Origin of the sequence: Kiloniella laminariae DSM 19542 (assembly GCF_000374005.1) — a bacterium.
Taxonomy (GTDB): domain Bacteria; phylum Pseudomonadota; class Alphaproteobacteria; order Kiloniellales; family Kiloniellaceae; genus Kiloniella; species Kiloniella laminariae.
This window is the reverse complement of sequence record NZ_KB893134.1, coordinates 427809-440143: the sequence shown is the minus strand read 5'-3', so window position 1 is coordinate 440143 and position 12335 is coordinate 427809. Positions and strand designations below refer to the sequence as shown.

13 protein-coding genes are annotated in these 12335 nt (G+C 53.1%); 6 read left to right on the top strand and 7 right to left on the bottom strand.

The window, feature by feature from the left end; all coding sequences use genetic code 11:
* Nucleotides 1-66: 66 nt before the first annotated feature.
* Nucleotides 67-1035, bottom strand: coding sequence for a prolyl aminopeptidase (gene pip / locus B152_RS0102130; protein WP_020590729.1), 969 nt, complete (start codon nucleotides 1033-1035; stop codon nucleotides 67-69).
* A 66-nt stretch (nucleotides 1036-1101) separates the two neighbouring features.
* On the opposite strand from pip, the gene B152_RS24875 reads away from it, so the two are divergent.
* The 4 genes from B152_RS24875 (at nucleotide 1102) to B152_RS0102110 (ending at nucleotide 5891) form a co-directional block, all read left to right on the top strand.
* Nucleotides 1102-1929 carry a thermonuclease family protein gene (locus B152_RS24875; RefSeq protein ID WP_157230775.1) on the top strand — a complete coding sequence of 276 codons (828 nt, stop codon included), beginning with the start codon at nucleotides 1102-1104 and terminating at the stop codon, nucleotides 1927-1929.
* Between the two features lie 80 nt (nucleotides 1930-2009).
* Entirely contained in the window at nucleotides 2010-2420 is a 411-nt protein-coding gene (locus B152_RS0102120; protein WP_020590727.1) for a rhodanese-like domain-containing protein, read from the top strand.
* A 46-nt stretch (nucleotides 2421-2466) separates the two neighbouring features.
* Complete coding sequence (locus B152_RS0102115; RefSeq protein WP_020590726.1) at nucleotides 2467-3948, top strand: M48 family metalloprotease; 1482 nt, start codon at nucleotides 2467-2469, stop codon at nucleotides 3946-3948.
* Between the two features lie 17 nt (nucleotides 3949-3965).
* Nucleotides 3966-5891: an adenylate/guanylate cyclase domain-containing protein gene (locus B152_RS0102110; protein ID WP_020590725.1), complete on the top strand. Its 1926-nt coding sequence runs from the start codon at nucleotides 3966-3968 to the stop codon at nucleotides 5889-5891.
* Nucleotides 5892-6052: 161 nt separating this feature from the next.
* Here the strand turns inward: B152_RS0102110 and B152_RS0102105 are convergent, their stop codons facing one another.
* From B152_RS0102105 to B152_RS0102080, 5 genes are all read right to left on the bottom strand, one after another.
* On the bottom strand, nucleotides 6053-6988 hold the full coding sequence (locus B152_RS0102105; protein WP_020590724.1) for a sterol desaturase family protein: 936 nt from the start codon (nucleotides 6986-6988) through the stop codon (nucleotides 6053-6055).
* A gap of 214 nt (nucleotides 6989-7202) precedes the next feature.
* Nucleotides 7203-8018 (bottom strand): hypothetical protein, encoded by an 816-nt coding sequence (locus B152_RS0102100; RefSeq protein WP_211212093.1) that lies wholly within the window; start codon nucleotides 8016-8018, stop codon nucleotides 7203-7205.
* 292 nt (nucleotides 8019-8310) lie between these two features.
* Entirely contained in the window at nucleotides 8311-8808 is a 498-nt protein-coding gene (locus B152_RS0102090) for a CarD family transcriptional regulator (RefSeq protein ID WP_020590721.1), read from the bottom strand.
* Between the two features lie 431 nt (nucleotides 8809-9239).
* On the bottom strand, nucleotides 9240-9581 hold the full coding sequence (gene fdxA / locus B152_RS0102085; RefSeq protein WP_020590720.1) for a ferredoxin FdxA: 342 nt from the start codon (nucleotides 9579-9581) through the stop codon (nucleotides 9240-9242).
* Between the two features lie 127 nt (nucleotides 9582-9708).
* Complete coding sequence (locus B152_RS0102080) at nucleotides 9709-10173, bottom strand: tellurite resistance TerB family protein (protein WP_020590719.1); 465 nt, start codon at nucleotides 10171-10173, stop codon at nucleotides 9709-9711.
* Between the two features lie 90 nt (nucleotides 10174-10263).
* Here B152_RS0102080 and B152_RS0102075 point away from each other — a divergent pair, with 90 nt between their 5' ends.
* Both B152_RS0102075 and B152_RS0102070 read left to right on the top strand, forming a co-directional pair.
* On the top strand, nucleotides 10264-10935 hold the full coding sequence (locus B152_RS0102075) for a DUF938 domain-containing protein (protein WP_020590718.1): 672 nt from the start codon (nucleotides 10264-10266) through the stop codon (nucleotides 10933-10935).
* Between the two features lie 131 nt (nucleotides 10936-11066).
* Nucleotides 11067-11909: an EamA family transporter gene (locus B152_RS0102070; RefSeq protein ID WP_020590717.1), complete on the top strand. Its 843-nt coding sequence runs from the start codon at nucleotides 11067-11069 to the stop codon at nucleotides 11907-11909.
* A gap of 21 nt (nucleotides 11910-11930) precedes the next feature.
* On the opposite strand, the gene B152_RS0102065 is transcribed toward B152_RS0102070, so the two are convergent.
* Nucleotides 11931-12329 carry an RNA-binding S4 domain-containing protein gene (locus B152_RS0102065; protein WP_020590716.1) on the bottom strand — a complete coding sequence of 133 codons (399 nt, stop codon included), beginning with the start codon at nucleotides 12327-12329 and terminating at the stop codon, nucleotides 11931-11933.
* Nucleotides 12330-12335: the final 6 nt, after the last annotated feature.

Here is a 12335-nt window from a genome sequence, read left to right as displayed (position 1 = left end):
GATTTTTTCGCCGTAAAATCGACATAGTTCCGCCTCCAAGATTATACAGGATCAAAATTATAACCGTCATACAATTGCCCTGAATTGATCCCTGAACTTGTCCATCGCCGCCACCAACGCGGCGGCGATGTCCGGTTCCGAAGCCGAATGCCCGGCGGCAGGAATCACCTGGAAATCAGCTTCTGGCCAGGCCAGGTGCAGGTCGTAGGCCGAGGTAATCGGGCAGACAATATCATAGCGCCCCTGCACGATCACCGCCGGGATATGCCGGATCTTGTCAATCCCGCCGAGCAGACCTTCGGGGGGCAGGAAGCTGCCGTGCTTGAAATAGTGTGCCTCGATCCTGGCAGTGCTCAGCGCGCGCCCGTCCTCGCGGGAATCCTCGACGATCTGCGGGTTGGGCAACAGCGTGACACAGTTGCCTTCATAGCCACTCCAGGCCTTGGCAACGGGCAGGTGGATTGCCGGATCAGGATCGGTCAGCCGGGCATAAAAGGCATTGAACACATTGCCGCGTTCGGCTTCAGGCAGGGTCGCCTCGAAAGCCGCATAGGCTTCGGGGAAAATGGCCCCCATACCCGTCTTGCTCATAAACCAGTCGATTTCCTGGGGACGGGAAAGAAAAATCCCACGCAACACCAGCGCATCGGTCCGCGACGGATGGGCCTGTGCGTAGGCCAGCGACAGGGTCGAGCCCCAGGAACCACCGAAGACGATCCAGCGTTCAATGTCCAGCGCCACCCGCAGTTGCTCCATATCCGCGACCAGATGCGGCGTGTCGTTGTTGATCAGCGAGCCAAGCGGGGTTGATTTGCCGCAGCCGCGCTGGTCGAACAGCACGATACGGTAATGTGCCGGATCAAAAAAACGGCGTTGGTTAGGCCCGGTGCCGCCGCCCGGCCCGCCGTGGACAAAAAGCACGGGTTTTCCCTGTGGATTGCCAGAGATTTCCCAGTAGATCTCATGACCATCTCCGACAGCAAGGAACCCGGTTTCCTGCGGTTCGATTTCAGGATAGAGTTGTGTTTGTTCCATGATATTTTCCCTTTTCACCCGCAGGGGTTGCTTTCGTCAAAAACGCGCCCCCACTATGCCGTCCTCATGAAGCCATTAAAAGCCATATTCTTTTTGTCATATTTTCTCTGGCTTTCCATCGCGCAGCTCAGCGCGCAGGACACGCCAGAACCAAACGCCGCTTTCTCACGCCCTGATTTCACAGCCCCTGTGACTGCAACAGAACTGACCGCTTCGGGTCAGTATCTTCTGGCTGACAAAAGCCTGCTCGGTCTTGCGGATATCCGCCTGCTCAACGACCGGGATTGCAACAGTCATCCGGAAATTTGCCCGCTGTTGCTGGCAAGCAGGCAAAGGCTGGAAGGCTTCATCGCCGCCGGGCTGATCACCACAGGGGAAATCCCACAGTATGACCGTTATGGGCGCCAACAGGCCCAGATCACCACATCACAGGGCATCTGGCTGCAGGAAGAGCTGATCCGCAAGGGCTACGCCCGGGTTATGCCGCAGCAGAGTGATCCGGCAATCATCCGGTATCTGCTGACACTCGAGGATCAGGCCCGGCAGGAACAGCGCGGTCTCTGGGGCTATCACTCTTTCCAGCCTCTCGTTGCGGAATACGCGGGGAAAGGGCTGGACCACTATCAGTTGGTCGAGGGTCGGGTGATCAGCACGGCAAAAGTCCGGGATACTCTCTATCTGAATTTCGGTTCTGACTGGCGCAAGGACTTCACTGTCAAACTCGACCGGGATAACCGGGACAGCTTTCCCGACAAAGGCGCGGGCCTGCTGGAGCTTTCCGGCAGCAGACTGCGTGTCCGAGGCTGGCTGTTCTGGGAAAACGGGCCTATGATATCTCTCTACAGCCCCCTGCAGCTGGAGACCTTGTCTCCTTTGCTGGAACAAAACAACTAAACCGGAATAAACTGGCCAAGAGAACACTGATCAAGAGAACACTGATCAAAAGAACACTGGCAGATAACACAGGGAATCCGATGAACAACAAATCTGCAACAGCCCCCGTGATCAGCCTGACAAGGCTGCTTGAAAACGCCCGCGCCGAAATCACAGAAAAAACACCGCAGGAAGTCCACCAGCTGATGGGACAGGATGATGTGCTGCTCATTGACATCCGCGATATCCGGGAACTGACCCGCGAAGGCGTGATCCCTGGCAGCTATCATTGCCCACGCGGCATGCTCGAGTTCTGGATTGCCCCGGACAGCCCTTATCACAAACCCGCTCTTTCACCTGACAAACACCTGATTTTACACTGCGCTTCAGGCTGGCGCTCCGCCCTTGCCGCCAAAAGCCTGCAGGATATGGGCTGTCCCCGTGTCAGCCATCTCGCCGGGGGCTTTACCGCCTGGAAGGAAAGTGGCAACAAGGTCGAAGAAAAGACATAATCCCTGCATAAACTGCCCCGAATTTCGCACAGAACATAGACTGACCATGACACAGCGCCACCTCTCTCGTTTCAAACAGCCCCTTTTCGCCCTTGCCCTGCTGGCCGCAGGACCGCTGCTTTCTGCCTGCTCCACCTCGGAAGCCACCGGGCGAACCTTCTTTAACGGCGGCATGTCTGCTGAACAGGAACAGCAGGTTGGCCGGGAACAGCACAGTAAGATCCTTGCTGAATTTGGCGGGGCCTATGACGAGGATCCAGCACTGACCAGTTACATCAGCAGTGTTGGTAATTTTCTGGCCAAGACCTCGGAAACGCCGAACCAACAGTTCACCTTTACCGTTCTCGACAGCCCGATCGTCAATGCCTTTGCCCTGCCCGGCGGTTATGTCTACACCACCCGCGGTCTGCTCGCGCTTGCCAATGATGAAGCCGAAGTCGCAGGTGTGCTCGCCCATGAAATTGGTCACGTCACCGCCAAACACTCCGCCGAACGTTACGGTTCGACTGTTGCAGCAAGCGTTTTGGCGGCAGGTCTGGGTATCCTGACCGGGAGTGGCGAGGTGGCCCAGGCTGCCAGCTCGGCCGGAGCGCTGGCCGTTCAAGGCTTTTCCCGCGACCAGGAATTCGAGGCAGACCTGCTGGGGGTTCGTTATCTCTCGCGCGGACAGTTTGATCCCAACGGCATGGGCAACTTTCTGACCCAGCTTCAGGCCAGTGGTCGGCTGGATGCCAAGATTGCCGGAGACCCGGACCGGGCCGACCAGTTCAATATCATGCAGACCCACCCGCGCACCTCTGACCGGATCGAACGGGCGATCCAGCAGGCGGGGGCCACCAGCGTCAAGAACCCGATCATCGGGCGCGATGTCTATCTCGGCAAGATCGACGGCATTCTCTATGGCGACAGCCCTGCACAGGGTTATATTCGCGGCCAACAGTTTTCCCACCCGGACCTGGAACTTACCTTTACCGCCCCGGAAGGCTTTCGCCTTATAAACGGAACAAGCCAGGTCGCCGCTGTCAAAGATAGTTCCGTTATCATTTTCGACGGAGCCAAAGGCAAGGTCAGCGGCAGCCTGAAGAACTATATGACCGCTGTCTGGGCCAAAAACATTTCCCTGGACGGCGTTGAGAACATCACCATTAATGGTATGGAAGCAGCCACAGGGCAAGCCCGGGTACAGGGGAAAAACGGTCCCCGGGATATCCGTCTGGTCGCCATCCGCTTTGAAGCAGACAAGGTCTATCGCCTGACCTTCATTACCGACCCGGAACAGACTGCTGCCTTGTCAGAAGACTTCCGCCGCACCACATACAGCTTCAACCGGCTGTCAAAAGCCGAAGCCGCCAAACTCAAGCCTTATCGCCTCCGGATTCACACTGTCCGTTCTGGTGACACGGTCCACAGCCTCGCCAAAAAAATGCCTTTTACCGATTACCCGCTTGAGCGGTTTCTGGTTCTCAATGGCCTGAACGAACAAAGTCCGCTCGCGACCGGCCAAAAAGTCAAATTGATCACCGAATAAGAACACAGGAAATCCTCTTGGCAACTGTCATAGATACGCCACCAGATAAGAATCCCTTTCCCGGAGAGAAAACGGGCAAAGACAAACAGAATCAAAAAATAGATTGTGCGATCGGTGGACAGGGATGGCGTCCCTCGATTGCAGTTGCGCTTTCCTTCGGCTTTGGCGGTATTACCATGCTGGCGCTGGCCATTGTCATCTGGCTTTCATTACACACCGCCAGAGACAATACCTTCTCCCTCACGCGTGAGATCACGGAAATCAGTTTTGGCTCTATCCGCTCGCACCTTGATAACAAGCTGAACACCGCCGCCAACCAGGTTGCCTATATGGCCAATCTGGTCGAGCAGGGATTACTTGATCCAGATGATAGCAAAGCCGTAATCCAGACCATTAAGGGGGCTTTGGCGGCAACGCCCCAGGTCACCGGGATGGCAATCATGAAGCTGGATGGAACCTCCATCAGGGCCGGATGGCTCAGCAAAAATGCCTTCCTCAGCCAGAATGACAAAAATCGACAGGGTTACGACGATCTTTTCTCCCAGACTCTCTATGAGATGAGTACCGCTAAAGGCGTCCATTGGGGAGGAATTGTCTGGATAGAGGAAAAAGCAGAACCCCATATCGCAGTCTATCACCCGCTTTATCGGAACAGTGAATACATCGGGGTCATCGGGGCCATTATCTCGATCAGCTCTCTCTCGGAATATCTGGACAAACTGGACAAGGATACGGGCAACCACACCTATTTGTTACTGAATAAACGTATGGTCCTTGCCCATCCGTCGCTGATTGATATGAGCCGTTCCGGTTTGACCGCTGCCAATCCCCTGCCCAATCTGGACCAGGTGATCGACGGCAACCTGCGCCTTATCTGGGATGAGCCTCTGGTCGAGTTTAACGAGATCCTCGGGGACGGAACAATCAAAGGCCATCTGGTTGATTCTTTTTCCGGCGAAATCACCTTTCTCCACACCAATTTCTCAGGCTATGGATTTGATGATCTGACTCTGGGCATCTATTTCAAGGAAGGCGAGCTCGAAGACTATTATGATCGCCTTTACCTCACCGGTTACACTGCACTGGCGGTTGCCCTAATTTCCGTAGTTCTGATATTTTTCTCTGGACGTTTTATCGCACAGCCTCTGTTACGCATGTCCCGGGCATCCCAACAGGTCAGCAATCTTGATCTGGTGCATGCTGAACGCTTGCCCGGCAGCATGTTTCGCGAACTGGATGTCGCCGCGAATGCCTATAATTCCATGCTTGGTGGCCTCAAGTGGTTTGAAAACTATGTCCCCAAAACCCTGGTCAAACAGCTGATGGAACTTGATGGCGAAGGCATCCTCTCTCAGGAACGTGATACCACCGTTATGTTCACGGATATCGTCAGCTTTACCAGCCTGAGTGAATCCATGCCTCCTGCCGAACTGGCCGAACTGCTCAACCATTACTTCAGCCTGCTGGGCGACTGTATCGAAAGCGAGGCAGGCACCATCGACAAATATATCGGTGATTCAATCATGGCTTTCTGGGGGGCTCCTTCCAACCAGGAAGATCACGCTGCCCTTGCCTGCCGTGCCGCGCTTAAAATCGAAACTGCCCTGGCCAGAGACAATGCAGCGCGTGAAAGGGCTGGCCTCCTGCCGATCCAGATCCGGATCGGGATTCACAGCGGACCAGCCATTGCCGGGAATATTGGCGCAAAAGGGCGGGTGAACTACACCCTGATCGGCGATACCGTCAATACAGCCCAACGTCTGGAAGCGCTGGCCAAGGAAGCTCTTACGGACAACACACATTCGGCCAAAATACTGATTTCCTCAGCGACAAGGGATCTTCTTGGCAAGACCCCGACACTCACAACCACGCTGAAAGGTACCTTTGCCTTGCGCGGGCGGGAAAACACAACAGAAGTTTATGAACTGACGTCATCCCCCTGACCAAGCGACCGTCAGCTTCAGCAAGAGTAAAGAACAAACCCAAAAGCTTTTTCCTTTTGACTGGCATTGGTCAAAAGAGAAAAAAACACGGACATGGTAAATGCTTAAAGCACTGAAACACCTAAAGCTCTGTCTTCATTTCTGATTACACAAAAGATGCTTTAGGCGGCTGGATCCGCCCCACCGGTCAGACGTCGCCAGACACGCCGATAGCCATTGGGCTTGAAAGGATAACTTAACTGTCCGATCACCCCGTCCCCCATATTATCGGTAACCCCAAGTTGGGTCGGGGTTGGGGCCGGCACACGGTAAGTTCCGAACACCACATCAAACAGGGAAAAGACCGTTGCAAAGTTGGTGTTGAAGGCGCGGTAATCAGCCGCATGATGCCAACGATGCATAGAGGGCGACACAAAAATTTTACCCAAAAGACCATACGTCCATGGTAGATCTGCGTGAATGAAATAGCCGTAATAGTGCCTCACCAAGTTATTGGCGATCAGTACATAAGGCGGAAAACCCAGCAAAAGTAAAACAGTGTTGTCAATCACAACCGTCGTCACCCGGTTAACAGGATGAAAGCGCTCCAACGCCAGCCAGGTCATTTCCGTATCTGAGTGGTGTACGGCATGCGATGGCCAGAGCAACGGACTATGTTCCAGGCGATGGCGCCAGTAACCGATAAAATCTCCCAGAAAAACAGCCAAAAATATGACCAGCGGCTCAGGCAGCTGTTTCCAAAACTGCTCATCAACAATCCTGAAACCAAAGCGCTCCCCTGTTTCTGTCAACCAGAGCAAAAAAATCGTCAGGAGGGGCAACACAAAGACAATATTGAAAGCCATCAGGGAAAGAGTGATGGTTGTTTCGGGCAAAGCTTGGCGAAAATCCTGAAAAAGTCGCCGCCGCTTTATAATCAAGGCAAGTCCGGCAAAAAACAGGGCTGGATACAGCAAGCTCTCCAGCGCATGCCACAGCGCCTGTGCAGAGTTAAAAATCAGAATAACAAACCAGTCCGCCAAAACGTTACTCGCCCAGATTACCAGATCAGAAGCACTTGAAAACTGCTCGGAACCAAATTCTTCTTGAAGCTTCACGGACAACAGAATGCATCAAAAATCTTACAAATTTCATAACTGGTACCCGATCCTTGCCGGGCGAAACGATTCGACAGGATGCGTCGCTGCAACAAAAGGAAAGGCAGCTTATACGCGCATCCCTTTTGGGGTCTGCCCTCGCAGCACAACATCCTTGCTATTTTGACAGGTGACCAGCACCCGGCGGATCACGATAAGCAGTCAGTAAGCGGCATTAACTTTCAAGCAATTCAACAACCTGTCCATCAAGATGAATACAGGCTGCAACAAGATTGCCCCCAAAACCGCAGCCCCCATCCAGGCTGACAGCATGCTTATTATAGGTTACCCCTGCCTGAGCAGGATCATAGCCTCTGAAGACACGCGTGAAGGGGCCAAAATTCTCATTCAATTTGAGAAAACTATTACTGGCCCACCAGAAACTGTCTTTCTGGGTTTCCAGTGGACGTGTCGGGTTGATGCCGCTGTTTACATAAAGTGTCGTGCCATTATCCGGATAGGCAGCACGCTTGAGTTCACCCATGATTTGATAGTGCCCGGGTCTTTCCTGCATCGCCCGGCGCACCTTGTTGGTCCAGCGGGTCAACTGCATGGCACCTGCGGCGGCCTCATGAAAACCCTCACTAGGGTCAAAACCATAGGCTGACAACGAAGCCCCGACCCCCTGGTCGATCATCCAGCTCAAAACCCCGCGGGGATCTGTTGCAAACTGAAGTTGGAGCAGCTTCTGCCACATCTCTTCCTGCGCACCGCGCAGATAAACAATATCACGGGTAAAATTCTGAAACCGGGCAAGGAAAAATCGCCTGAAGGAAACAAGTTCATCCAGCGTTTCACTGATATGAGCACCCCGCCCCATGAAATTTCCGAGATAGACCACTCTATCGCCGCGTTGCAGACGGCTTTCCAAAGCTGAATGGATATGCCGCAATTTTCCGACTTCGCCATGAATGGCACTGATAGCCCACATCCGGTGAGTGGCGGTCATAACTGCGAATTTTTGCAGATCACCCATTTGCTGGGAGGTCACCCCTGTCCTGATCTAAAGCAGGAATAATCGGCTGGATAGAAGCATGACTGCTCAGAAAGACGTGCTTTCTTGATACAGCTGCTGACTTTGCTTTGGTTGCTCCAGAAACAAATCCCTCCTCATGCCCAGCGGCAGCTCGCGTTTAACGCGAAAAGGGGCATCTGCCCAGAACAGCAAAATCACCACCAACTGACTTTCCAGCTTTATGCCCGGCGTTGCGGACGGTTAAAGCGAAGAAAAATCAAGCGCGGCTCCACAAACCGGAAACCGCGCTTCTATGTTCCCCGGAAAATCAGGCTGCTGCAAGCAATTCTTCAAGTTTTACAGCGGCTGAATCTTCATCGATCTCTTCAACGGCGGCAAGCTCGCGGGCAAGGCGTTCAAGAGCTGCCTGGTACATCTGACGCTCACTGAAAGACTGCTCTGGCTGATCGGCACCACGGTGTAGGTCACGGACAACCTCGGCGATAGAAACAGGATCTCCAGAATTGATCTTGGCTTCATATTCTTGGGCACGACGGCTCCACATGGTACGCTTGGCACGCGAACGACCTTTCAGGGTCGTCAGGGCGTCATCCATCAACTTACGGCTGGAAAGTTTACGTAGGCCAGAGCTCTCAGCACGGATTAGCGGAACCCGCAGGGTCATCCGGTCCTGTTCGAAAGTTACAATCAGCAAATCAAGAGTAACACCAGAAATTTCCTGGGTTTCGATGCCCTGAACACGTCCAACACCATGTGTAGGATAAACCACGTAATCGCCGGCACTGTATTCTGTTTGCTTGCCCATTAGATCTCTTCTCTCCGTTTTGACCGCCTGAATTTTTATCAGGGTGTATGTTCAGATCAGCACATCACGGTTTCAAGACCCCGTCGTTGCGGTTATCGCACCGCAACCGATATGCCAAACGCGCATAGAAACCCCGCCGACATCTTTTTTCGAGATGGCGAGGAGAGTAACTACCCTAAAACCTGGAAACGTCCGAAATGGGGAATATTAAGAAATTTTCCCACAACTTTACCGCAGTTATCCGTTCGTCACAGCTTTGTTATACACGATTCCGGGGGGAAATTCAACATTCGCGTAGAGCATGCCTGCCGCGCATTTTGCACATGCAACAATGTTAACCCGCCGCATTGCGGCAGGGCCAGGGACATCATTTTGAAAAAGAACATTTACGGATGACTGACGCTTGCATCCGATTCGCATGGAATATCCGGCTAGCCGTCAGTATTTCCCGGCTTCTCGCTGAAGTTCTTGTCAAATTTGCCAGCAACGCCGTTCCACTCATCAGCATCCGCAGGCTTTTCACCCATCCGGGTAATGTTTGGCCAGATCTCGGCATACTTCTGGTTCAGGTCCATCCAGGCTTCAGAAGCGGGGTCTGTATCAGGCAAAATGGCCTCTGCCGGGCATTCAGGTTCACATACACCACAATCGATGCACTCGTCAGGATGAATGACCAGCATGTTTTCACCTTCGTAGAAACAATCCACCGGGCAAACTTCCACACAGTCCATATATTTGCATTTGATGCAATTTTCGAGGACGACATAGGTCATCTTCTAATCTCCACTTTGGCTCCTGACCAGATCTACCAGGCACGTTTTTCCTGCATGATATCTTGAAGCAGGCTCTTACCAGTTCCCATCATACAATGCCGGGTATACCGGATTATTCCGATAGCCCCTACCCCGTCAACCCCAAACGGGCAAGAGCTTTTTTTCTGGCGTTACCGTTATCGTGATCGGGCACATAGAGCAATCCGGCGATTCGTCGCATCAAACTGGCTTCGAAATGATGGAGTTCACCATCCGCATAGGCCACCTCCCACAGCATTTCCATCACACCGACCCGCTCTTCCAGACTATAGCTCTCCTTTAGCAAGCGCGTGAAACCAAAAAGCTGGCTGGATTCACCTGCCTTTTCCTCTGCAAGATCCAGAAGATCTCCACTTTCTTCCCGGCTCAGCCCAAAGTGCATCTCCAGCAACTGAAATATCTTTTGCCGCTCTTCTGTACCAAAATCTTCATCCATCCGGGCGGCCTCAACCATCAAGGCTGCGGCAGCAACTTTGACATCACTGGTGCGCCCGACATTTTTTCCTGCGGTCTCTGAAGAGCCTGTAAAAAGTTCCTTGATACGATTGAGCAATGTGTCACCTTTATAAAATCACTTATTGGAAATTCTCGTCACGGCCTTATCTCGCTTGCACTAACGAACCAGCCCCTGAAGTCAAACTTAATGATCGACACCCCCACTAGCAACACCTCCGGTGATAACTTTCCCCCAAAGAGCGATCCCCGGCGGCATGCTCCGGCAACCGAGCGCAACCGCGCTGCTATTCTGGCCGTACTCCGCGACATTCTGCCATGTGATGGCCTGTTGCTTGAAATCGCCAGCGGGACTGGAGAACATGCTGCCTGGCTTGGTCCGCAGCTCGCCCCCTTGCGTTGGCAAACCAGCGAATACAGTCGGGATAACTTTCCCGGCATTACTGCGCACCTACAGGATACTGGAGCTGATAATCTTTTGCCCCCACTCCATATCGACACAACAAGTGATCACTGGCCTCTTGAACAGGCCGATGCTGCTGTCTGTATCAACATGCTGCATATAGCACCCTGGGCTGCTACCTGTGGCCTGTTTGCCGGTATGGGCCGTATTCTGAAGCCCAGCTCACCGCTTTATCTTTATGGCCCTTTCTTTCAGGATGGCGTTCCGACGGCACCATCAAACCTCAATTTTGATGAAAGTTTACGCAGCCAGAATAAAGAATGGGGCATCCGCTCACTGGAAGATGTTCAGCGCGTGGCGAATGAACAGGGATTTCATCTGGAAAAAATCGTCTCAATGCCCGCCAATAACCTGTCCCTTGTCTTTAAGCGCCCCCTCTCTTCACCAAAAACCGGTTAGGTGAAGAAGGAACACACTTTACTGCACCTTCATTCTTTTAGCGCAGAAGTTATGGTGGCTTTGGTCAACTTTCTCTTTTAATACGAACAAGTTAAACCTTGGTGGCGCCAAACAAACGAGAAACAATCCCGATGGAAAGTCATGTCTTCATAGCTGTCATGTTCGGAGCCCTCATGCATGCCAGCTGGAACGCCGTTATCAAAGTTGGTCTTGATCGTTTTTCCTCTATCTTGCTTCTTTCCCTGGTTCAGGGAGCGATTTCATTGGGACTGCTGGCTTTTTTTCCCCTGCCTTCTCTCCAGTCCCTCCCCTGGCTTCTTGCCTCCATCGCTCTGCATGTCGGCTATAAACTGTTTCTGATCAGAGCCTATCAGCTGGGGGATCTCAGCCAGATTTATCCCCTCGCCCGTGGCACAGCGCCTCTCATCGTTTCCATTGTCAGCGNCCTCTTCCTTGGCGAAATACTAACCCTGTCCAAAAGTCTCGGGGTCGTAGCAATTGGCCTTGGCATTATGGTGATGGCTTTCGCGCCCCAGAAAAACAGCCCCCATCTATCAGGCACAGCGTTGCTCTTTGCCCTCGGCACCGCTTTTTTTACGGCTGCCTACACATTGGTTGATGGGATAGGGGCACGTGAGGCGCTAACAGCCTCAGGTTTCACCCTGGTGCTTTTTGCCGGAGATGGCCTGTGCATGCTGATCCTTGCCATAGCAACCCGGGGCAAGCAGGCAGTCACAAAAACCCTGCCAGAATGGAAAACCGGTTTGATTGCAGGTGCCTTGTCCCTGGGCTCTTACTGGATCGCCATATGGGCCATGACAAAAGCACCCATCGCTCTGGTTTCAGGTTTAAGAGAAAGCAGCGTTCTCTTTGCCATGTTAATTGCTGTAATTTTTCTGAAAGAGAAGACAGGTCTGTTGCGCTGGCTCTCTGCCTGCGCAATTGCAGCAGGTATTATCATGACCCGGCTTTAGAAACAGGGCGTTTGAGCCGCCTCAATCTCCACGCAAGCGATCCGTCTCCCGGCGATCTTTTTTTGTCGGACGCCCGCTCCCGGCCTCTCGCATCACTCCTTCACCAGAAAATGTGCTTGTGGTTTTCTTTTGCGGCGGCTCAAGATCCTCATACAACAACTGAGCCTCGGGGGCAGGCCCGCGACGCTGACCGAGCTCCAGTACCTTGACCACCCGGATATGTGGCCCCTGGTTAAAGGTCAAAACATCGCCAACACGGATATTATGACTGGATTTGCGAACTGCTGTACCACCCGTACGAACCCGCCCGCTGCTGCAGGCCTCGCTCGCCAGGCTACGGGACTTGAAAAAGCGGGCATACCATAACCACTTGTCTATCCGCAGAGTTTGGCTTCCCGTTTCCTGTCCTCTTTCTGGCACGCTTGC